19 protein-coding genes, 2 tRNA genes and 1 pseudogene are annotated in these 21,054 nt (G+C 74.2%); 13 read left to right on the top strand and 9 right to left on the bottom strand.

Features of this window, described 5'->3' with window-relative positions:
* Window positions 1-194 precede the first annotated feature (194 nt).
* From F1641_RS16800 to rpmH, 7 genes and pseudogenes are all read right to left on the bottom strand, one after another.
* Window positions 195-1,078 (bottom strand): annotated as a pseudogene (locus F1641_RS16800) (ParA family protein); the annotation flags it as partial.
* Window positions 1,079-1,142: 64 nt separating this feature from the next.
* Complete coding sequence (gene rsmG, locus F1641_RS16795) at window positions 1,143-1,901, bottom strand: 16S rRNA (guanine(527)-N(7))-methyltransferase RsmG (RefSeq protein ID WP_194907625.1); 759 nt, start codon at window positions 1,899-1,901, stop codon at window positions 1,143-1,145.
* A gap of 25 nt (window positions 1,902-1,926) precedes the next feature.
* Entirely contained in the window at window positions 1,927-2,520 is a 594-nt protein-coding gene (locus F1641_RS16790) for a protein jag (RefSeq protein ID WP_375541501.1), read from the bottom strand.
* 31 nt (window positions 2,521-2,551) lie between these two features.
* Window positions 2,552-3,514, bottom strand: coding sequence for a membrane protein insertase YidC (gene yidC, locus F1641_RS16785; protein ID WP_194907429.1), 963 nt, complete (start codon window positions 3,512-3,514; stop codon window positions 2,552-2,554).
* Window positions 3,511-3,858: a membrane protein insertion efficiency factor YidD gene (yidD, locus tag F1641_RS16780; protein ID WP_194907427.1), complete on the bottom strand. Its 348-nt coding sequence runs from the start codon at window positions 3,856-3,858 to the stop codon at window positions 3,511-3,513. The genes yidC and yidD overlap by 4 nt, the downstream gene beginning before the upstream one ends.
* A 37-nt stretch (window positions 3,859-3,895) precedes the next feature.
* Entirely contained in the window at window positions 3,896-4,282 is a 387-nt protein-coding gene (rnpA, locus tag F1641_RS16775) for a ribonuclease P protein component (RefSeq protein ID WP_194907426.1), read from the bottom strand.
* A 25-nt stretch (window positions 4,283-4,307) separates the two neighbouring features.
* Entirely contained in the window at window positions 4,308-4,445 is a 138-nt protein-coding gene (rpmH, locus tag F1641_RS16770; RefSeq protein ID WP_194907425.1) for a 50S ribosomal protein L34, read from the bottom strand.
* Window positions 4,446-4,861: 416 nt separating this feature from the next.
* Here rpmH and dnaA point away from each other — a divergent pair, with 416 nt between their 5' ends.
* The 10 genes from dnaA to F1641_RS16720 all read left to right on the top strand — a co-directional run bounded on the left by dnaA (window position 4,862) and on the right by F1641_RS16720 (window position 17,025).
* Window positions 4,862-6,403 carry a chromosomal replication initiator protein DnaA gene (gene dnaA / locus F1641_RS16765; protein ID WP_194907424.1) on the top strand — a complete coding sequence of 514 codons (1,542 nt, stop codon included), beginning with the start codon at window positions 4,862-4,864 and terminating at the stop codon, window positions 6,401-6,403.
* A 536-nt stretch (window positions 6,404-6,939) separates the two neighbouring features.
* Window positions 6,940-8,094 carry a DNA polymerase III subunit beta gene (dnaN, locus tag F1641_RS16760; protein WP_194907423.1) on the top strand — a complete coding sequence of 385 codons (1,155 nt, stop codon included), beginning with the start codon at window positions 6,940-6,942 and terminating at the stop codon, window positions 8,092-8,094.
* Window positions 8,095-8,165: 71 nt separating this feature from the next.
* Window positions 8,166-9,164 carry a phosphogluconate dehydrogenase (NAD(+)-dependent, decarboxylating) gene (gene gnd / locus F1641_RS16755; protein WP_194907422.1) on the top strand — a complete coding sequence of 333 codons (999 nt, stop codon included), beginning with the start codon at window positions 8,166-8,168 and terminating at the stop codon, window positions 9,162-9,164.
* Between the two features lie 13 nt (window positions 9,165-9,177).
* On the top strand, window positions 9,178-10,476 hold the full coding sequence (locus tag F1641_RS16750) for a DNA replication/repair protein RecF (RefSeq protein ID WP_194907421.1): 1,299 nt from the start codon (window positions 9,178-9,180) through the stop codon (window positions 10,474-10,476).
* Window positions 10,469-11,050: a DUF721 domain-containing protein gene (locus F1641_RS16745; RefSeq protein WP_194907420.1), complete on the top strand. Its 582-nt coding sequence runs from the start codon at window positions 10,469-10,471 to the stop codon at window positions 11,048-11,050. The genes F1641_RS16750 and F1641_RS16745 overlap by 8 nt, the downstream gene beginning before the upstream one ends.
* A 224-nt stretch (window positions 11,051-11,274) precedes the next feature.
* On the top strand, window positions 11,275-13,335 hold the full coding sequence (gyrB, locus tag F1641_RS16740; protein WP_375541500.1) for a DNA topoisomerase (ATP-hydrolyzing) subunit B: 2,061 nt from the start codon (window positions 11,275-11,277) through the stop codon (window positions 13,333-13,335).
* Complete coding sequence (gyrA, locus tag F1641_RS16735) at window positions 13,328-15,979, top strand: DNA gyrase subunit A (RefSeq protein ID WP_194907419.1); 2,652 nt, start codon at window positions 13,328-13,330, stop codon at window positions 15,977-15,979. The genes gyrB and gyrA overlap by 8 nt, the downstream gene beginning before the upstream one ends.
* A gap of 251 nt (window positions 15,980-16,230) precedes the next feature.
* The gene (locus tag F1641_RS16730; RefSeq protein WP_194907418.1) at window positions 16,231-16,809 is read left to right on the top strand and encodes a DUF3566 domain-containing protein; all 579 of its coding nucleotides are present in this window, start codon (window positions 16,231-16,233) and stop codon (window positions 16,807-16,809) included.
* Window positions 16,810-16,861: 52 nt separating this feature from the next.
* Window positions 16,862-16,935 (top strand) — tRNA-Ile (locus tag F1641_RS16725).
* Between the two features lie 14 nt (window positions 16,936-16,949).
* A tRNA-Ala gene (locus F1641_RS16720) sits at window positions 16,950-17,025 on the top strand.
* Window positions 17,026-17,091: 66 nt separating this feature from the next.
* Here F1641_RS16720 and F1641_RS16715 read toward each other — a convergent pair.
* A complete protein-coding gene (locus F1641_RS16715) occupies window positions 17,092-18,396 on the bottom strand; it encodes a hypothetical protein (RefSeq protein ID WP_194907417.1) in 1,305 nt (434 codons plus the stop codon).
* 110 nt (window positions 18,397-18,506) lie between these two features.
* On the opposite strand from F1641_RS16715, the gene F1641_RS16710 reads away from it, so the two are divergent.
* On the top strand, window positions 18,507-19,028 hold the full coding sequence (locus F1641_RS16710) for a peptidylprolyl isomerase (protein WP_194907415.1): 522 nt from the start codon (window positions 18,507-18,509) through the stop codon (window positions 19,026-19,028).
* A gap of 7 nt (window positions 19,029-19,035) precedes the next feature.
* Window positions 19,036-19,917: a rhomboid family intramembrane serine protease gene (locus F1641_RS16705; RefSeq protein WP_194907414.1), complete on the top strand. Its 882-nt coding sequence runs from the start codon at window positions 19,036-19,038 to the stop codon at window positions 19,915-19,917.
* A 19-nt stretch (window positions 19,918-19,936) separates the two neighbouring features.
* Here F1641_RS16705 and F1641_RS16700 read toward each other — a convergent pair whose 3' ends face one another.
* Window positions 19,937-20,185 carry a cell division protein CrgA gene (locus F1641_RS16700; protein ID WP_194907413.1) on the bottom strand — a complete coding sequence of 83 codons (249 nt, stop codon included), beginning with the start codon at window positions 20,183-20,185 and terminating at the stop codon, window positions 19,937-19,939.
* Window positions 20,186-20,251: 66 nt separating this feature from the next.
* Here F1641_RS16700 and F1641_RS23455 point away from each other — a divergent pair, with 66 nt between their 5' ends.
* Window positions 20,252-21,052, top strand: coding sequence for a DUF881 domain-containing protein (locus F1641_RS23455; RefSeq protein WP_194907412.1), 801 nt, complete (start codon window positions 20,252-20,254; stop codon window positions 21,050-21,052).
* Window positions 21,053-21,054 lie beyond the last annotated feature (2 nt).

Below are 21,054 nucleotides of genomic sequence, written 5' to 3'. Positions count from 1 at the left end.
TCGGGCCGCTCCTCGGGCCCGTCCTGCGCCTCGACCGGAGCGGGCTCCTCGGCCGCGGCGGGCTCCTGGACGGAGACCCCGGGGGCCGGCGCGGGGGTCGGCGCCTCGTCCTCGGCAGCCCCGGGCGCCTCGTCAGCGACCTGAGCTGCCTGGGCCGCCTCGGCGGCCTGGCGCACGCGGGCCTCGTGGCCCTCGGAGAGCTCACGGGCCGCCTGGAGGTACGACAGCGCCCCGGAGTTGCCCGGGTCGTAGGTCATGACCGTCTCGCCGTGGCTGGGGGCCTCGGAGATGCGCACGGAGCGGGGGATGGAGGTCTCCAGCACCCGGTCCGGGAAGGCGCGGCGCACCTCGTCGGCCACCTCGCGGGCGAGGCGGGTGCGCGCGTCGAACATCGTCAGCAGGATCGTGGAGATCTCCAGCACCGGGTTCAGCGACCGCTGGACCAGCCCGATGTTGTTGCGCAGCTGCGTGAGGCCCTCGAGCGCGTAGTACTCGCACTGGATGGGGATCAGCACCTCGCGGGCCGCCACCAGCGCGTTCAGGGTGATCAGGCCCAGGCTCGGGGGCAGTCGAGCAGCACGTAGTCGAGCCGGGGGCGCCCCTGGGCCTCGCGCTCGGCGACGTGGTCGGCCAGCGCGGTCTTCAGCAGCGAGACGCGGGCCACCATGTCGGGCTCCTGCGCCAGCTCCATCTCGGCGCCGGCGAGGTCGATGCTCGCCGGGCAGACCTCGAGCCCGCGCACGTCGGGGCAGGGGCGCACGGCCTCGGACAGCGGCAGTCCGTCGACCAGGACCTCGTAGGTGCCGGGCGTGCGGTCCTCGTGGGCGACGCCCAGGGCCGTCGAGGCGTTGCCCTGCGGGTCGACGTCGAGGACCAGCACCTGCAGCCCGCACTGGGCGAGCGCGGCCGCCAGGTTGACGGCGCTGGTGGTCTTGCCGACGCCGCCCTTCTGGTTGGCGACGGTCAGCACGCGGGTCTGGTCGGGCTTGGGCAGCGTGCGGCCCCGCAGCCGGATGCGGCGGCGGGCGTCCTCGGCGGCCTGGCGGGCCAGCGGGGTGTCCTCGCCGGCGTCGGGGATGGCCTGCGCGAGGAGCGCCCTGCGGGCGGTCTCCTCGGCGTCGCTGGTCAGCTCGGGCGCGCGCTCAGCCACGTGGCTGCCGCGTGCGCCTGCGCGCCGCTCGTGATCGACCACCGACGTCCTCTCCGCCTGGCGCACCCCCGGCCGGGTGATGAGCGGCACCCACAGTAACGCTCAGCACGGTGGTCGGGACGGGGACGACGCCGGTCCCGGCCTCCAGCAGGCGGGGGTCGAGCCCACCGGCGCGCGCCAGCGCCCCGCGCGAGGCCTCCAGCTCCTCGGCCGCGCTGCGGCCCTTGAGCGCCAGCAGGAGCCCGCCCCGGCGCGCCAGCGGCAGGCACCAGCCGGCCAGGCGCTCCAGCGGCGCGACGGCGCGGGCGGTGACGACGTCAGCGGGCTCGAGGGCCAGCGGGCGGCCGGGCGCGGCGTCCTCGGCGCGCCCGCGCACCACCCGCACCCGGGAGCCCAGGTCGAGGTCGGCCACGACCTCCCCGAGCCAGGTCGCGCGCCGCTCCAGCGGCTCCAGGAGCACCACGGACGCGTCGGGGCGCGCCAGGGCCAGGCACAGCCCGGGCAGGCCCGCCCCGCTGCCGACGTCGACGACCGACGCGCCCTGCGGCAGCAGCTCCCCGACGACGGCGCAGTTCAGCACGTGGCGCTCCCACAGCCGCGGGACCTCCCGGGGCCCCACCAGACCGCGCTCCACCGCGGAGGTGGCCAGGTGGCCGGCGTAGCGGCGCGCCAGGGGGGCGCCGTCGCCGAAGACGGCGGCGACGGCCCCCCGGAGCTCCTCGGGCTCGACCAGCTCGGTCGGCCCGGGCAGCTCGGTCGGTCCGGTGGGCGTCACCTCAGCCGGCGGCCGAGACGACGACGCGCCGGTGCGGCTCCTCGCCCTCGGAGTCGCTGACCAGGCCGGCGGCGGCGACGGCGTCGTGCACGACCTTGCGCTCGAAGGGGTTCATCGGGTCGAGGGCCACGGGCTCGCCGTGGCGCTGCACCTGCTGGACCGCCTCGGCGGCCAGGCCCTGGAGCTCCTCGCGCCGGCGGGCGCGGTGGCCCGCGACGTCGAGCATGAGGCGGCTGCGCTCGCCGGTGCGCGCCTGGACGGCCAGGCGCGTGAGGTCCTGGAGGGCCTCGAGGACCTCACCGCGCTGGCCCGCGAGCCGCTGCAGCGCGGCGCCGTCGGCGCCCTCGCCCACCACGGAGACGGCGGCGCGGCCGTCCTCCACGTCGATGTCGATGTCACCGTCGAGGTCGGCGATGTCGAGGAGCTCCTCGAGGTAGTCGGCGGCGACCTCGCCCTCCTCCTCCAGGCGGGCGATGCGCGTGCGCCGCTCGCCACCGGCCTCGGTGGTGGCCGCGGGGGCCTCGTCGCCGGCGGGGGTCCCCACGGCTCCGGGGGTCTCCTGCGCGTCCTGCTCAGCGTCCAGGTGGGTGCTCACCACGGCCTCCTCGTCGTCTCGTGCGCGTCGTTCAGTTCTGGGAGCGGGCGGGACCGCGGTTGCGGTCCTTCCGCTTGGGCTGCGTGCGCTGCCCGGCGCGGGCCGCGGGCTGCTCCTCGACGACCTCGCCGGCGACGACGTCGGTCGAGGCCACGCCGTGGCGGGCGCGCTTGCGGGCGCGACGGGCCTCGAGGGCCTCCTCGGCCTTGGAGCCGGGGGCGGGCATGCGCCGGATGACGTAGGCCTGCTGGCCCCCGGTCCACAGGTTGGTGGTGAACCAGTAGATGAGGACGCCGATCGGGAAGTTGACGCCGGAGACGGCGAAGATGATCGGGAACAGGTACATGATCAGCTTCTGCTGCTGCGCGAACGGGTTGTCCAGCGCCGAGGCCGGCATGTTCTTGATCATCAGCTGGCGCTGCGTCGTGAACGTCGTGGCGCTCATCGCGACGATCAGGATCGCCGTGAGGATCTTGACGTTGAGGTCGTCGCTGCCGAGGAACGTGTCGGTCAGGCGCGCGCCGAAGATGCTGGACTCCGCGGCCTGGCGGGCGAGCTCGCTGGTCAGCGGGCCGACGCCCTCCTCGTTGCGGATGCCGTAGTTGAGCACCCGGAACAGGGCGAAGAAGATCGGCGCCTGGAGCAGGATCGGCAGGCAGGAGGAGAAGGGGTTCGTGCCGCTGGAGCGGTACAGCTCCATGGTCTCCCGGCTCATCGCCTCGCGGCTGGCCGGGTCGGTCTTGCCCTTGTACTTCTGCTGGATCTTGCGCATCTCCGGCTGGAGCAGGGCCATGCCGCGGCTGGCCTTGATCTGCTTCACGAACAGCGGGATCAGCACGATGCGGATGATGATCACCAGCGCGACGATCGAGAGCGCCCAGGTCCAGCCCCCGCTCTCGGGCATGCCCAGGGCCGTCAGGCCGGCGTGCGCCTGCACCATGATCCAGGCGACCACCCACTCGAGCGGGTAGATCAGGCTCTCGAAGAAGTTCATCGCGTCCTCGCGGGCTCGGGGCGTGCGGGCCCGTGGTCTCGGTGGTGGCGGGTGCTGGCGTCGTGCGGCGCTGGGCGCCGGCTACCAGTGTGGGCCCTGCGCGCCCGCGCCCGTGCCGAGCGGCTGGGGACCGGGTCCCACCCGCCGCGGGCCCAGGGGTGGCAGCGCAGCAGCCGGCGCGCGGTCAGCCAGGTGCCGACCGCGGCGCCGTGCTCGCGCAGGGCCGTGGCCCCGTAGGAGGAGCAGGAGGGGCCGTAGCGGCACACCGGGCCCAGCAGGGGGGAGACGAGCAGCTGGTAGCAGCGCACGAGACCCAGCAGGAGGAGGGCGACGGCCCGGTCCACCCGCGGAGCACGAGCAGGAGCGCCCGCAGCGCCGCGCTCACGAGCGGCCGCGGCGGGGCTGGCCCGCGGGGGCCTCGCGCAGGACGCGCTCCAGGGCGCCGGCGAGGTCGCGGTCGAGCTGCTCGTGCGTGGCCCCGGCCGCAGCGGGGTTGGCCCTGACGACCACCCGGCACCCGCCCGGGAGCGCCCCGAGGCGGTCGCGCACCAGGTGGCGCAGCCGCCGCTCGACGCGGTTGCGCACGACGGACCCGCCGACGGCCTTGGACACCACGAAGCCCACGAGCGGGGCCGCGGGCTGCTCGCCGGTGCCGACGGGCGCGGCGAGCAGGTGCACCACGACACAGCGACGCCCCGCCCTCCTGCCACCCCTCACGACGGCCGAGAAGTCGGCCGAGCGGCGCAGGCGGTGCGCAGGGGGCAGCACGGAGGGCGGGGCGTCCGCGGTCGCCTCAGGCGGAGAGCTGCTCGCGGCCCTTGGCGCGGCGCGCGGCGAGGATCGCCCGGCCGGCGCGGGTGCGCATGCGCAGCCGGAAGCCGTGCACCTTGGCCCGGCGCCGGTTGTTCGGCTGGAAGGTCCGCTTGCTCACGCCCGTCACTCCATCACGTCAGTGGTCAGCTCGCTGTCGCGGGCGGCCGGCGGTGCGGAGCACCCGACCTCACCCGACGGCCGGGTGCTCCGCACGACCCCGCGAGGGGGTCCTGGGGCAGCACGATCTCCAGCCGCAACCGCTCCACGGTAGGTGCCGGGGGGCCGCAGGGTCAACCGAGCCGTTCGGGGCGCCGGCCGCCGGAGCGCGCCGCAGGGTGCCACAGCGGCCCGGACGGGGACGGCGGCGGGTCGCCTTGTGCCGGGCTCGCCGGTGCCGCTAGCGTCTGGCGCTCCCGCTCCGGGGTCGGCACCGCCGCCACCCGAGGGTCGCCGTCCCCACCTCCGTCCACAGCCTGTGGACAACCCTGTGGACGGTGCGAGCAGGTCCGACGGACCGCGTGGGAGGGTGGGCCGGTGGCCGACGAGCAGGACCTCCCGTCCGCCTGGCCGGCGGTCATCGCCGCGCTCGGCGCCGACACCCGCATCTCCCGCCAGCAGCTGGCGTTCCTCAGGCTGACCAGGCCGCTGGGCCTGCTCAACGACATGGTGCTGCTCTCGGTGCCCAACGAGCTCACCAAGGAGATGATCGAGCAGCGGCTGCGCGAGCCCGTGGCCGCGGCGCTGTCCGAGCGCCTGGGCCGCGAGGTGCGCGTCGCGGTCGCCGTCGACACCTCCCTGACCGACGCGCCGCCGCAGGAGGCACCGCCCGCCCCCGCCCCGGCGGCGGCGCCGGTGGCCGGCCGCGATGGCGCGGAGGACGGCTCCGCCGGCGGGGTCGGTGCCGGTGACGACGAGGACGACGCCGAGGACGGCGACGGCGCCGAGCTGCTCGCCACCGGTGAGGACGGCGCGCTGTTCGGCGTCAGCCGTCCCTCCCAGGTGCCGCGCAGCCGGCGCGGCGAGCAGTCGCGCAAGGACGCCGAGCCGGCCCGCCTGAACCCGAAGTACACCTTCGACACGTTCGTCATCGGCTCGTCCAACCGCTTCGCGCACGCGGCGGCGGTGGCGGTGGCCGAGGCGCCGGCCAAGGCGTACAACCCGCTGTTCGTCTACGGGCCCTCCGGCCTGGGCAAGACGCACCTCCTGCACGCCATCGGGCACTACGCCCAGCACCTCTACCAGGGTGTGAAGGTGCGCTACGTGAACTCGGAGGAGTTCACCAACGACTTCATCAACTCGATCCGCGACGACCAGAAGAACTCGTTCCTGCGCCGCTACCGCGACGTCGACTTCCTCATGGTCGACGACATCCAGTTCCTGTCGAACAAGGTGCAGACGCAGGAGGAGTTCTTCCACACCTTCAACGTGCTCCACAACGCCAACAAGCAGGTGATCATCACCTCCGACCAGCCCCCCAAGAACCTCTTCGGGTTCGAGGAGCGGATGCGGTCGCGCTTCGAGTGGGGCCTGACGACCGACGTCCAGCCGCCCGACCTCGAGACGCGGATCGCGATCCTGTCGAAGAAGGCGATCACCGACCGCATCTCGGTGCCCTACGAGGTGCTGGAGTTCATCGGCTCGCAGATCTCCACCAACATCCGCGAGCTCGAGGGCGCCCTGATCCGCGTCACGGCCTTCGCCAACCTCAACCGGGCCGCGGTCGACCTGTCGCTGGCGGAGGTGGTGCTCAAGGACCTCCTGACCGGGGAGACGGCCCAGATCTCCCTGGCGACGGTCATGGCCCAGACGGCCGACTACTTCAAGGTGACCATCGAGGACCTCTGCGGGCCCGCGCGCGGCCGCGCCGTCGTCAACGCCCGCCAGGTCGCGATGTACCTCTGCCGCGAGCTCACCGAGCTCAGCCTGCCCAAGATCGGGCAGGCGTTCGGGGGCCGCGACCACACCACCGTGATGCACGCGAACCGGAAGGTGCGCGAGCAGCTGACCGAGCGGCGCCAGACCTACAACGAGGTCACCGAGCTGACGAACCGCATCAAGCTCCAGCACCGGGCCTGAGGTCGGCGGTCGGTCGGCGAGCCCCTGACCTGCGACGACGCGAGTTGTCCACAGGCTGTGTCCACACGTGGGGGCGGTCCACAGGCATCCACAGCCCCTGTGGACAACTTTTTCCACAGCTCCTGTGGAAAAGGCCCTCGAACCTGTGGAGAACGTGTGGACAACTGGGGGTCGTCCTGTGGACGGCGTGTGGACAGTTTTCAGCCGTCCACAGGGAGCCGTAGTTTTCCCACAATCCGTCCACAGGTCTGTCCACAGGTGTGAACAACCCCCGACCTGCGAAGACGGGGGTTTTCCACAGTATCCACAGGCCCTATGACTACTACGGAACTCTCTAGTCAGCGGATCGATCAGCGCACCAACATCTGGTCCGAGCGCTCCGACGGGCCCGACGGGGGGCCTGTGGGTCGGCGCGAGGGGAGGACCCCCGGGATCGGTATCCTCGCCGTCACGGCCCTTCCCCGGGCGGTGACGGGCTGCACCGCAGCGCCGGCGGCCCCCGCCGGAGACAGCAAGCACTGCATGGAGGTGGACCCGTGAAGTTCGGGGTCGAGCGCGACGTCCTGGCCGAGGCCGTCGGGTGGACGGCGCGGACGCTGCCCGCGCGCCCCCCGGTGCCCGTCCTCGCGGGCGTGCTCCTGGAGGCGGCGGAGCCCGGCGTCCTGAAGCTCTCGAGCTTCGACTACGAGGTCTCCGCCCACGTGGAGGTGCCCGCGGAGGTCCACGAGCCGGGCCGCGTGCTCGTCTCGGGCCGGCTCCTGGCCGACATCGCCCGCTCCCTGCCGGCCCAGCCCGTGCAGGTCTCGGTCCAGGGCCCCCGCGTGGTCGTCGTGTGCGGCTCCAGCCGCTTCACGCTGCTGACGATGCCCGTCGAGGACTACCCCGCCCTGCCCGCGATGCCCGCGGTGCTCGGCAGCGTCGCCGGAGACGTCTTCGCCTCCGCCGTCGCGCAGGTCGTCGTGGCCGCCAGCCGCGACGAGACCCTGCCGGTGCTCACCGGCGTGCGCGTCGAGATCGAGGACGGCGAGGTCACGCTGCTCGCCACCGACCGGTACCGCCTCGCGGTCCGCACGCTGCCCTGGAGCGGCGGCGAGGACCGGCCCTCGGCCACGGCCCTGGTCCGGGCGCGCACGCTCTCGGAGGTCGCCCGGTCGATGGGGAGCGGCGAGGTGGTCCTCGCGCTGTCCCCGGAGGCCGAGGGCGAGCCGGGCCGGGGCCGGGGCGCGTCCGGCCTGGTCGGCTTCGAGGCCGGCGGCCGCCGGACCACCTCGCTGCTCGTCGACGGCGACTACCCCAAGGTGCGCTCGCTGTTCCCGCCGGAGTCGCCCATCTCCGCCGTCGTCGCCGTCCCGGCGCTCGTCGAGGCCGTGCGCCGCGTGGCCCTCGTGGCCGAGCGCAGCCGGCCCGTGCGGCTGTCCTTCACCCAGGGCCAGGTCGTCCTGGAGGCCGGTGACGGCGAGGACGCGCAGGCCTCGGAGGCGATCGAGGCCCAGCTCGACGGCGACGACATCTCCATCGCCTTCAACCCGCAGTTCCTGCTCGACGGCCTGGGCGCGCTCAACGTGCCGTACGTGCGGCTGTCCTTCACGCTTCCGACGAAGCCCGCCGTCCTCACCGGCCAGACCGAGGCCGACGGCGAGCCGATCGACGATTACCGCTACCTGCTCATGCCCGTGCGGATGGCCGGCTGAGGCTCGTCCCCAGCCCTGCCGACCACCACGTGAGCAGCCCGAGCACCCCCGAACGCGACGCTGGAGGAACCATGCACATCGGTCTTGTGGGCCTGGGCAAGATGGGCGGCAACATGCGCACCCGCCTGCGCCGCGGGGGTGTCGAGGTCACCGGCTTCGACAACAACCCCGACCTGTCCGACGTCCCCAGCATGGAGGCGCTCGTCGAGGCGCTGCCGGCGCCCCGCGCGGTCTGGGTGATGGTCCCCGCGGGCGAGATCACCCACAAGGTCATCGACCAGCTCAAGGGCCTGCTGTCCGAGGGCGACGTCGTCATCGACGGCGGCAACTCCAAGTACACCGACGACGCCGCGCACGCGGAGTCCCTCGCCGAGAAGGGCGTCGGGTTCGTCGACTGCGGCGTCTCCGGCGGCATCTGGGGCCTCGACAACGGCTACGGCCTGATGTGCGGCGGCGAGGCCGACCTGGTCGAGCGCCTGCTGCCCGTCTTCGACGCGCTGCGTCCCGAGGGCCCCCGCGAGGAGGGCTTCGTGCACGCGGGCGCCGTCGGCGCCGGCCACTACGCGAAGATGGTCCACAACGGCATCGAGTACGGCCTCATGCAGGCCTACGCCGAGGGCTTCGAGCTGCTCACCGCCAAGGACATCGTCACCGACGTCACCGGCTCCTTCAAGGCGTGGACGCGCGGCACGGTCGTGCGCTCCTGGCTCCTCGACCTGCTGGTGCGGGCCCTCGAGGCCGAGGGCACCAGCCTGGGCTCGATCCGCGGGTACGTGAACGACTCGGGCGAGGGCCGCTGGACGGTCGAGGAGGCCATCAACGAGTCGGTCCCGATGCCGGCGATCACCGCGGCGCTCTTCGCCCGCTTCGCCTCCCGCCAGGACGACTCCCCGGCCATGAAGATGGTGGCCGCGCTGCGCAACCAGTTCGGCGGCCACGCCGTGGAGTCCCTCGGCGGGGACGACGCGGCGGCCGACCAGACCAGCGGCGGGGAGCCCGAGCAGGGCGCCCAGGAGGCCAGCGCCGCCGAGGCCGGACCGAGCTCCGGCACCGGCTCCACCTCCCGCTGACGGGCGGGGCCGGGTGCACGTCACGCACCTGTCCCTGGTCGACTTCCGCAACTACGCCGAGGCGGATGTCGAGCTCGGCCCGGGCCCGACCGCCCTGGTCGGGCCCAACGGGCAGGGCAAGACCAACCTCGTCGAGGCGATCGGGTACGTGGCCTCCCTCGGGAGCCACCGGGCTGCCACCGACGCCCCCCTGGTGCGCGCCGGCGCCGAGCGCGCCGTGGTGCGCACCAGGGTGCAGCGCGAGGAGCGCTCGACGCTCGTCGAGCTCGAGATCTCTCCCGGGCGCGCCAACCGCGCACGGCTGAACCGCGCCCAGCTGCCGCGGGCCCGCGACGTGCTGGGCACCCTGCGCACGGTGCTCTTCGCCCCGGAGGACCTCGCCCTGGTCAAGGGCGAGCCCGACGGGCGCCGCCGCTTCATGGACGAGGCCCTGGTCGCGCTGGCACCGCGCCTGGCCGGGGTCCGCTCCGACCTCGACCGCGTGCTTCGGCAGCGCGGGACCCTGCTGCGCCAGGCGGCGGCCGCCCGCCGGGGCTCCGGGGCCGGCGGGCGCGGCTCGCGGGCGCGGGAGCGGGCCTCGCAGGCCGCGCGCGAGGCGGGCTGGGACGACCCTGCCGCGGCCGAGGCCGCCACCCTGGAGGTCTGGGACACCCACCTGGCCGCCGCGGGCGCCGAGCTGCTGGCCGCGCGCCTGCTCCTCGTGCAGCGCCTGCACCCGCACGTCAGCAGGGCCTACGCCGCCGTCAGCGGGCAGCCGGGCGCGGACGGCGCCGGTCCCGTGCGCCTGGGGTACCGCAGCTCGCTGCCGCTGCTGGCCGACCTCGACCTCTCGGAGCCCGACGCCCCGCTGCCCCCGCGCGCGGAGCTGGCCCAGGCCCTGCTCGAGCAGATGGCCCAGGTGCGCAGCGACGAGCTGGAGCGGGGCACCTCCCTGGTCGGCCCCCAGCGCGACGACCTCGCGCTGGACCTCAACGCCCTGCCGGCGCGCGGCTACGCGAGCCACGGGGAGTCCTGGTCGTACGCCCTGGCGCTGCGCCTCGGCCTGTACGAGCTGCTCTGCGGGGAGGGCCCGCGCGACCCGGCCACCGAGCCCGTGCTCGTCCTCGACGACGTCTTCGCCGAGCTCGACGCCGGGCGCCGCACGCGGCTCGCGGGCCTGGTGGCCGGTGCGGAGCAGGTGCTCGTGACCGCCGCCGTCGCCGAGGACGTGCCGCCCGAGCTGGCCGGGAACCGGCTGCAGGTGCGGGGGGGCACCGTGACCGCCGGCACCGTGACCACCAGCACCGCCGCCCCGGGCGTCCCGGGTGCCTGAGCAGCCCCCGGCGGGAGACGCGGCCGCCGACGACGGGCCCGACGCGGCGGCGACGGCCCTGCACCGCGCCCGGGCCGCCGCCCGTGCGCGGGGTGCCCGGCCCGGGCGCCCCGGGTCGCTGACCCCGGCGCGCGGCGGGGGCGCCCCCGGTGCCGGCGGCGGGCAGCCCGGCGCGGCCGACCGGGGCACCGCCGGCCGCAGCGGCGCCCGGCCGGACGCCCGCGACCCCCAGACCGTGAGCTCGAGCATCGGGCGCCTCGTCAGCGAGCGGGGCTGGCGCACCCCCGTCGCCGTCGGCGGGGTGATGGGGCGCTGGGAGCAGGTGGTCGGGGCCGAGGTCGCGGCCCACTGCGAGCCCGAGACCTTCGCCGAGGGCGAGCTGGTGGTGCGGGCCGACTCCACCGCCTGGGCCACGCAGGTGCGCCTGCTGAGCGCCGCCGTGCTGCGGCGCCTCGGCGAGGAGCTCGGCGAGGGCGTCGTCACCCGGCTCGTGGTGAAGGGGCCCGCGGGGCCGTCCTGGCGCGCCGGGAGCCGCTCGGCCGGTGGGCGGGGACCGCGGGACACCTACGGCTGAGCCCCAGCACGACCGCAGCGGGAAAGGAGCAGGGCCGCCGCAGGACCCCCGGGTGGACCCGGGGGCTGCCCGGAGGGCTGCTGGGCCCGCAGAACGGCGTCTACGGGCCGCAGACGGGTGGGTCTGGAGCCGGGGAGGCGCGTCCGGGACGGGCTGTCGGAGGGCACCGCGTAAGATGGACGCCCTGGGCGCCCCGCTGGGCGCGCTGATGCTCGAGGAGGACCGTGGCCGACCCCACCGACGACGCCGAGGGCGCGCAGCCCACCCCGGAGGCTCTGGTCGAGCCGCTGGCGGAGCCGCGCACGAGCACCCCGCCGTCGTCCACGTACGACGCCAGCAACATCCAGATCCTCGAGGGCCTGGAGGCGGTGCGGAAGCGCCCCGGCATGTACATCGGCTCCACCGGTGAGCGGGGCCTGCACCACCTGGTCTGGGAGGTCGTCGACAACTCCGTCGACGAGGCCCTCGCCGGCCACGCCACCACGATCGACGTGGCGCTCCTGGCCGACGGCGGCGTCCGCGTCGTCGACGACGGCCGCGGCATCCCGGTCGACGTCATCCCCTCCGAGGGCAAGCCGGCCGTCGAGGTCGTGCTGACCGTCCTGCACGCCGGCGGCAAGTTCGGCGGCGGCGGCTACGCCGTCTCCGGCGGCCTGCACGGCGTCGGCATCTCCGTGGTCAACGCCCTGTCGCAGCGCGTGGAGGTCGAGGTCCGCCGCCAGGGCCACGTCTGGCGCCAGGCGTACCGCCACGGCGTCCCCGAGGCCCCCCTGGTGAAGGGCGAGGCCAGCGACGAGACCGGCACCACGGTGACGTTCTGGCCCTCGGAGGAGACCTTCGAGACCGTCGTCTTCGACTACGAGACGCTCCGCGCGCGCCTGCAGCAGTACGCCTTCCTCAACCGCGGGCTGCAGATCCGCCTGTCCGACGAGCGCCCCGCCCCCACCGAGGAGGGCGAGGACTACGACGAGTCCGTGAAGGCCCGCTCGGTCACCTACCGGTACGACGGCGGCCTGACCGACTACGTCCGGCACCTCAACAACCAGAAGCGCTCCGAGGCCGTCCACGAGACCGTCATCGCCTTCGACGCCGAGGACCCCGACCGCGGGATGTCGCTCGAGGTCGCGATGCAGTGGACCACCGGGTACTCCGAGTCGGTCCACACCTACGCCAACGTCATCAACACCCACGAGGGCGGCACCCACGAGGAGGGCTTCCGCGCCGCGCTGACCGCTCTGGTCAACCGCTACGCGCGGGCCAACAACCTCCTCAAGGAGAAGGACGAGAACCTCACCGGCGACGACGTCCGCGAGGGCCTCACCGCCGTCATCTCGGTCAAGCTCGGCGAGCCGCAGTTCGAGGGCCAGACCAAGACCAAGCTCGGCAACACCGAGGTCAAGGGCTTCGTCCAGAACCGGATGACGGAGCACCTGTCCGACTGGCTCGAGCGGAACCCGGCCGAGGCCAAGGCCGTCGTGCGCAAGGGCATCAGCGCCTCCCTGGCCCGCCTGGCCGCCCGCAAGGCCCGCGAGGCCACCCGCCGCAAGAGCTTCCTCGACGGCGTCGGCCTGCCCGGCAAGCTCAAGGACTGCCAGAGCAACGACCCGGCGCGCTGCGAGGTCTTCATCGTCGAGGGCGACTCGGCCGGAGGCTCCGCCTCCAAGGGCCGCGACCCCGAGACCCAGGCCATCCTGCCGATCCGCGGCAAGATCCTGAACGTCGAGAAGGCCCGCCTGGACAAGGCCCTGGGCAACCAGGAGGTCCAGGCGCTGATCACGGCGTTCGGCACCGGCATCGGCGAGGAGTTCGACCTCTCCAAGCTGCGGTACCACAAGATCGTGCTCATGGCCGACGCCGACGTCGACGGCCAGCACATCACCACGCTGCTGCTCACGCTGCTGTTCCGCTACATGCGGCCCCTGGTCGAGGCGGGCCACGTCTACCTGGCCCAGCCCCCGCTGTACCGGGTCAAGTGGTCCAACCGCGAGCACGACTTCGTCTTCTCCGACCGGGAGCGCGACGCGGTCGTGGCCGACGGCACCGCGAACGGCGGCCGCCTGCCCAAGGAGGGCGCCGTCCAGCGCTACAAGGGCCTCGGCGAGATGAACTGGGACGAGCTCGCGACCACCACGATGGACCGCGCCCACCGCACGCTGCGGCAGGTCACCCTCGACGACGCCGCCGCCGCCGACACCATCTTCTCGGTGCTGATGGGGGAGGACGTCGAGTCGCGTCGCTCCTTCATCCAGCGCAACGCCCACGACGTGAGGTTCCTCGATGTCTGAGCCGCCCACCACGACCGCCGTCGCCGGCAGCGGCGGCTCCGGCGACCGGATCGAGCAGATCGACCTGCAGCTGGAGATGCAGCGGTCCTACCTCGACTACGCCATGAGCGTCATCGTCAGCCGGGCGCTGCCCGACGTGCGCGACGGCCTCAAGCCGGTCCACCGGCGCGTGCTCTACGCGATGTACGACGGCGGCTACCGCCCCGACCGGCCGTACTCCAAGTGCGCGCGCGTCGTCGGCGACGTCATGGGCAACTACCACCCCCACGGCGACACGGCGATCTACGACGCCCTGGTCCGCCTGGCCCAGGACTGGTCGCTGCGGTACCCGCTGGTCGCCGGCCAGGGCAACTTCGGCTCGCCGGGCAACGACCCGGCCGCCGCGCCGCGGTACACCGAGTGCCGCATGGCGCCGCTGGCCCTGGAGATGGTGCGCGACATCGACGAGGAGACCGTCGACTTCTCGCCCAACTACGACGGCCGCGAGCTCGAGCCCGACGTCCTGCCGGCCCGGTTCCCGAACCTGCTGGTCAACGGCTCGGCGGGCATCGCCGTCGGCATGGCCACCAACATCCCGCCGCACAACCTGCGCGAGGTGGCCGACGGCGTGCAGTGGGCGCTCGCCCACCCCGACGCCACCGACGAGGAGCTGCTCGACGCGCTGCTCGTGCGCGTGCAGGGCCCCGACTTCCCGACCGCGGCCACGATCCTCGGCCGCTCCGGCATCGAGGACACGTACCGCACCGGCCGCGGCAGCATCACGATGCGCGCCGTGGTGCAGGTCGAGGAGATCCAGAACCGGCAGTGCCTGGTCATCACCGAGCTGCCCTACCAGGTCAACCCCGACAACCTGGCCTCCAAGATCGCCGACCTCGTCCGCGACGGCCGCCTCGCCGGCATCGCCGACGTGCGCGACGAGAGCTCCGGCAAGACGGGCCAGCGCCTCGTCGTCGTGCTCAAGCGCGACGCCGTCGCGAAGGTCGTGCTGAACAACCTCTACAAGCACACCCCGCTGCAGGAGAACTTCAGCGCGAACATGCTGGCGCTGGTCGACGGCGTGCCCCGCACGCTGCCGATCAACGCCTTCGTCACGCAGTGGATCACCCACCAGCTCGAGGTCATCGTCCGGCGCACGCAGTACCGCCTGCGCCGCGCGCAGCAGCGGGCGCACATCCTCATCGGCCAGCTGAAGGCCCTCGACGCCCTTGACGCCGTCATCTCGCTGATCCGGGCCTCGGCCACCACCGACGACGCCCGCACCGGTCTGATGGGCCTGCTCGACATCGACGAGCTGCAGGCCAACGCCATCCTCGAGATGCAGCTGCGGCGCCTGGCGGCCCTGGAGCGGCAGAAGATCATCGACGAGCACGACGCCCTCGTCGCGCAGATCGCCGACTTCGAGGACATCCTCGCCCGCCCCGCCCGCCAGCGGACGATCGTCGGCGAGGAGCTCTCCGAGATCGTCGCCAAGTACGGCGACGAGCGGCGCACGCGCATCGTCCCCTTCGAGGGCGACATGAGCATCGAGGACCTGATCCCCGAGGAGGACGTGGTCGTCACGATCACCTCGGGCGGGTACGCCAAGCGCACCCGGGTCGACGCCTACCGGGCCCAGCGCCGCGGCGGCAAGGGCGTGCGCGGCGCGGCCCTGCGCGCCGACGACGTGGTCAGCTCGTTCTTCACGACGACGACCCACCACTGGGTGCTGTTCTTCACCAACTTCGGCAGGGTCTACCGCGCCAAGGCCCACGAGCTGCCCGAGGGCGGCCGCGACGCCCGCGGCCAGCACGTGGCCAACCTGCTGGCGTTCCAGCCCGGTGAGACGATCGCCCAGGTCCTGGACCTGCGCGACTACGCCCAGGCCCCCTTCCTCGTGCTCGCCACGAAGAGCGGCCTGGTGAAGAAGACGCGCCTCACCGAGTACGACTCCCCCCGCTCGGGCGGCGTCGTGGCCATCAACCTGCGCGACGGCGACGAGCTCGTCTCGGCGCGGCTGGTCGGCGACGAGGACGACCTGCTCCTGGTCTCCCGCCAGGGCCAGTCGGTGCGCTTCACCGCCTCCGACGACGCGCTGCGCCCGATGGGCCGCGCGACCTCGGGCGTCACCGGGATGCGCTTCCGCGACGGCGACGAGCTCCTCGCGATGGACGTCGTGCGCGACTCCACCCCGGAGGACGTCTTCGTCGTCTTCGCCTCCGGCACCGCGAAGCGCACCGCGGTCGACCAGTACCGCGTGCAGGGCCGCGGCGGGTACGGCGTGCGGGTGGCCAAGCCCTCCGAACGCGGTGGGGACCTCGCCGGCGTGCTGCTCGTGGGCGACGAGGACGAGGTGCTCGTCGTCATGGCCAGCGGCAAGGTCGTCCGCAGCCGCGCCGCCGAGGTGCGGGCCACGGGCCGCGACACCATGGGCGTCTCCTTCGCCCGCGTCGACGCCAAGGACCAGATCCTCCTGGTCGCCCGCAACGTCGAGCGCGCCGTCGAGGAGGAGATCAGCGACGGCGAGGGCGCGCCCGGTGAGCCGGGAGCCGACGGGACCGTCGCCGGCGCCGCCGAGGCGCCGGTCGAGGGGTCCGGCGAGGCACCCGACGACGACGGTCCGGATGCCGTAGCGTCGGGCGATCCCGACACCGGAGGTGGGGCGTGAGCCCGACGGAGAAGACCGACGCGCGCACCCCCGGCGGTGCCGCTGACGAAGGGGCCGGCACCGCGGGGAAGCCAGCTCCCGCAGCCGGTGCTCCTGCGGCGTCCGCCGCCCGCCCCGCTGGCCAGGGCACCGCTGCCGGCGGTGCCGGCGTCAGTCCCTCCGCCAGTTCCTCCAGCGCCCCGGGTGCCCCCGGGGCGCGTCCCGCCGCTGCACCGGGAGCTGCGGTGGGGTCTGGCGCGGGCCGGCCGCCGGTGAGCGCCTCGTCCACCGTGCGCCAGCCGCTGGTGTCCCCGGCGCGGCCCACCGCCTCGGCGGCGCGGCCCGCTGCCGCGGGCGGCGCGGGCGGTGCCGCGGGTGCGGCGTCGGCCGCCGCCACCCGCCCGGTCGCGCGCCCGGCGGCGTCCTCCCCCTCGGCCCCGCAGCCCGCTGAGGGGTCTGCTCCGGCGGCCGCGGCGGCCGGCTCCGACGCGCCCCGCCGCGTGCGGCTGAGTCTGTCGCGGGTCAACCTGTGGTCCGTCGCGCGGCTGGCCTTCCTGCTGTCGGTGGCGCTCGGCATCATCGCCGTCGTCGTCGTGACGCTGCTGTGGGCCGTCCTCAACGCCATGGGCGTGTTCACGCAGCTCGACAGCGTCATCAGCGACGTCGTCGGCACCGAGAGCGACTTCCGCCTCGCCGACCTGCTCAGCCTGCCCCGCGTGCTGTCGGTGACGGTCTTCCTCGCGGTCGTCGACGTGGTGCTGGTCACCCTGGTCACCACCATCGCGGCGCTGCTCTACAACCTCGCCAGCGGTCTGGTCGGAGGCATCCGGCTGACCCTCAGCGACGACTGACCCCGCGGGTGCTGTAACCTCGCTCCTGCCCGGTGCGAGTGCGCCCCGGAACGGGCCTATAGCTCAGTTGGTTAGAGCGCTTCCCTGATAAGGAAGAGGTCACAGGTTCAAATCCTGTTAGGCCCACCCAGAACGTGCCCGGGGACGTGGCGCAATTGGTAGCGCACCTGCTTTGCATGCAGGGGGTTAGGGGTTCGAGTCCCCTCGTCTCCACCACCACGTGACACGCGAGAGGGCCGGTCACCCCCGACGGGGTGACCGGCCCTCTCGCGTGGACCCGCCTCAGCGGCCGGTGGAACCCGGCTTCGGCTTCGGGGTCGGGGTGGTGGCGGGCTTGGTGACGTCACCCAGCACCGAGTCGGCGCTGCCGGCCGTGGTGGCGCTCGTGGAGCGCACCGGCGGCTGCGTCGAGGCCGAGCCCGAGCTCTTCGCGGAGTCCTCGGCCTCCTCGGCCTTCGCCTTCGCGTCGTCGACGGCGCCCTGGGCCTTGCCCTTGGCGTCGTCGGCCTTGTCCTTCGCGGTGGACGCGACGTCCTCGGCCTTGTCCTTGACGGTCTCGGCGACGTCCTGGGCCTTGCTCTTCAGGTCCTCGACGACGCCCTTGGCCTTGTCGGCCGCCTTCTGGCCGCCCTGCGACGCGGACGAGCCGTCAGGAGCGGGGGTGTCGACGTCGGAGGTGGTGCTGGCGAGGCTGCCGCCGCCCAGACCGCCGCTCGCGGAGCCGGACGCACCGGGCGTCGCGGACGACAGCCGGCTCTGGCCGGACGGAGCGGTGCTCACCCCGGTGCCGGGTGCGGTCGCCGGGACCCACGGGTCCACAGCGGCCTGCTGGCGCGACTTCCACACGGCGTAGCCCGCGCCGACGGCGGCGGCGGTGATGGTGCCGAACAGCACGACGCGGCGCAGGCGGCTGCGGCGCGTGCGCACCTGCGGCTGCAGGGCGCGGGCGCCCTTGCTGACGTCGGCCAGGCGGCTCGTGGTGCCGTGAGCGGCCACGTCCGTCGCCTCGCCGGCCTTCGCGGCGGCGGCAGCCGCTGCGGCGCTCACCGCGGCGACGGCGCGGGGCAGCCACTCCTCGACGATGGTGTCGCGGGCGCTGTCGACCTTCGGCACGAGCGCGTCAGCGGCGTGCTCCACCTTGGGGGCGGCCACCTTCAGCGACCGGTCGCGCGCGTCGACGACGCGCGGCGCGGCCCACGCGTACGCCTCCTGGGCCTTGGGGCCCGCCCAGTCGCGGGCCTGCCCGGCGTAGGTGCCCGCGGCCTCGCGCGCCTGCGCTGCGTACGCGGCGGCGTTCTCCTTGGCGTGCGCCGCAGCCGGCCCCGCCTGCTCCCTCAGCTCGCCGGCGTTCTTGGCCAGCTTGTGGGCGCCCGTGAGGGCCCCCGCCGACAGCGCGGCACCCGCGGCCGCTGCCGCCTGGCCCTTGGCCTGCGCCGAGCGCTTCGCGCTGCGACCGGCTCCCCTGATCTCTCCGGCCGCTCGCGACGCCGTCTGCTCGGCGGTGCCGGCGATCGACGTCCCGGCCGCCTTCGTGGCGTGGCTGACCGCCGCGGCGGTCCGCTCGGCCCGGTTCTTGCTCCCGAACACGCGTCCTCCTCCCGGGCCCGGCTCCCGGACCGTCGCGACCATCCTGCCGAAGGGGGCCGTGATCCGCCCAGCGAGGGGTGCAGATCGCACCGGGTGCGAGGATGGGAGGCATGGAAGCGACGCTCCACACCAACCACGGGGACGTCCGCGTGACGCTCTTCCCCGACCACGCTCCGAAGACGGTGAAGAACTTCACCGGCCTCGCGACCGGCGAGAAGGAGTGGACCGACCCCCAGACGGGCGCCAAGCGCAGCGACCCGTTCTTCGACGGGCTGACGTTCCACCGCATCATCCCCGGGTTCATGATCCAGGGCGGTGACCCGGTCGGGAACGGCACCGGCGGTCCCGGCTACACCTTCGACGACGAGATCCACCCCGAGCTGACGTTCACCAAGCCCTACCTGCTGGCCATGGCCAACGCGGGCAAGCGCGGCGGCTCGGGCACCAACGGCTCGCAGTTCTTCATCACCGTCGCCGCCACCACGTGGCTGCAGGGCAAGCACACGATCTTCGGCGAGGTCGCCGACGAGGAGAGCCGCAAGGTCGTCGACGCCATCGCCGCCGTCCGCACCGGCGCCATGGACCGCCCGGTCGAGCCGGTGGTCGTCGAGTCCGTCGAGATCAGCGGCTGACCAGCCGATGACCGACCCGGTCGGGGGCGCCGCGGCGCCCGGCGGCGACCAGGGCCCCCAGGGGCCCCCCGTCTGCCCGCGGCACCCCGACCGGGAGTCGTACGTCCGCTGCCAGCGCTGCGAGCGGCCCGCGTGCCCCGAGTGCCAGCGGCCGGCGGCGGTCGGCGTCCACTGCGTCGACTGCGTCCGCGAGGCCAGCCGCACCGGCCGCCAGGCGCGGACGGCCTTCGGGGGCCAGGTGCGCCGGGGCCGCCCCGTGGTCACGCTCACGCTCATCGGCGCGTGCGTGGCGGTGTTCCTGCTGCAGATGGCCGTGCCGCAGACCACCTCGGACCTCGCCTTCGCACCCTTCCTGGGGGGCGTCGAGCCGTGGCGGTTCCTCACCGCCGCCTTCCTCCACGGCAGCTGGATCCACATCGCGTTCAACATGTACGTGCTCTTCACCATCGGGACCTACCTCGAGCAGGTGCTCGGCAGGTCCCGCTTCGCAGCCGTCTACCTGGTTGCCGCCCTGGGCGGCTCCGTGGGCTCCCTGCTCCTGGCCTCGCCAGGCACGACGTCGTGGTTCCAGCCGTCCGTGGGCGCTTCCGGCGCCGTGTTCGGCCTCTTCGGCGCGCTGCTGGTCGTCCAGCGCAAGCTGCGCCAGAACCCCGGCCAGATCGTCGTCCTGATCCTCATCAACGGCGTCATCGGGTTCGTGGTGCCGAACATCGCCTGGCAGGCGCACCTGGGCGGGCTCGTCACCGGCGCCGCCCTCGGCGCCGTCATGGCCCTCGCGCCCCAGAGGGTGCGCACCCCGGTGCAGCTGGTGGGCACCGGGGTGGTGCTCCTCGTGCTCCTGGTGGCCGCCGTCGCGAAGCTCGCGGCGACGGGCTACCTGGCCGTCTGACCCGAGTCCGGGGGAGCGGTCAGCGCCAGCGCGTGGTCATGGCGAAGCCCACGAGCACGACGCCGAAGCCGGCGGCGAGGTTGCCGGCGCCCCACGACGGCACGGGGTACTGGGTGCCGCTGATGTAGTAGACGACGATCCAGACGAGCCCGACCAGCATCAGCCCGAGCATCACGGGAACCCACCAGCGGGGGCTCGGGCGGGGGCCGGCGCTCTTCTCGCGCGGGGCTGTCCACGCGCGGCGGCGACGTATCCTCGACTCGGGCACTGGTCCTCCTCAGCAGGGCTGTACGCCCGCGAGGGTAGTCGCCCCGGACCGCGAAGGAGGGCACCCGTGCCCGACGAGGCGCCGCCGCCGCAGGAGGAGACCGCGCCCGGCGGGTCCCCGAGCCGCCGCACCCGTCTGCTCGCCGCAGTGCGGAAGCCGCGGCTGGGGACGGTGGGCGTCGTCGGGGTCCTGGTGCTCGCCGGGGGCCTGTTCGCCACCAGCGCCCGCACCGCCGACGGCACCGACCTGCGCGCCAGCGGCAGCGACCTGCGCTCCCAGGTGGTGGCGCGCGAGCGCGACGTGGCCCGCGACAGCGACCGCCTCGCCCGGCTGCAGGCCGACGTCGACGCGCTCGGCCGCGAGGTCGACGACCCGCAGGCCCAGCAGCTGCAGGCCGAGCAGGAGGACCTCTCCGCGCCCGCCGGCCTCGACGCCGTCTCCGGGCAGGGCCTCGTCATCACCCTCGACGACGCGCCCCGCGCAGGCGACGGCGCGGCTGCCACCGGGGTCAGCGCCGACACCCTGATCGTCCACCAGCAGGACCTCCAGGCCGTCGTCAACGCGCTCTGGGCCGGCGGCGCCACCGCCGTCGGGCTGCAGGACCAGCGCATCATCTCGACGTCCGCGGTGCGCTGCGTCGGCAACGTGCTGCGGCTCCAGGGACGCCTGTACGCCCCGCCGTACACCGTGAGGGCCGTGGGAGACCCCGCCCAGCTGCGGGCGGCTGTCGACGCCTCTCCGGCCGTCCAGGCCTACCTGTTGGACGCCTCCCGCGTGGGCCTGGGGTGGCAGCTGTCGCAGCAGCAGGTCGAGGTGCCCGGCTACGACGGCCCGCTGCAGCTCGCCCACGCCACCGTCCCGCGCTGACG

The organism is Quadrisphaera sp. INWT6, assembly GCF_015390235.1.
Lineage (GTDB): Bacteria > Actinomycetota > Actinomycetes > Actinomycetales > Quadrisphaeraceae > Quadrisphaera.
Note: the sequence above shows the minus strand (reverse complement) of the source record. Positions and strands in the feature narration are given on the sequence as shown.

What these genes read in the sequence shown, in the direction of transcription:
- gyrA (WP_194907419.1), top strand. Translation starts at nt 13,328, where the DNA reads ATGTCTGAGCCGCCCACCACGACCGCCGTCGCCGGCAGCGGCGGCTCC.
- F1641_RS16710 (WP_194907415.1), top strand. Translation starts at nt 18,507, where the DNA reads ATGGAAGCGACGCTCCACACCAACCACGGGGACGTCCGCGTGACGCTC.
- F1641_RS16705 (WP_194907414.1), top strand. Translation starts at nt 19,036, where the DNA reads ATGACCGACCCGGTCGGGGGCGCCGCGGCGCCCGGCGGCGACCAGGGC.
- yidC (WP_194907429.1), bottom strand. Translation starts at nt 3,514, where the DNA reads ATGAACTTCTTCGAGAGCCTGATCTACCCGCTCGAGTGGGTGGTCGCC.
- gnd (WP_194907422.1), top strand. Translation starts at nt 8,166, where the DNA reads ATGCACATCGGTCTTGTGGGCCTGGGCAAGATGGGCGGCAACATGCGC.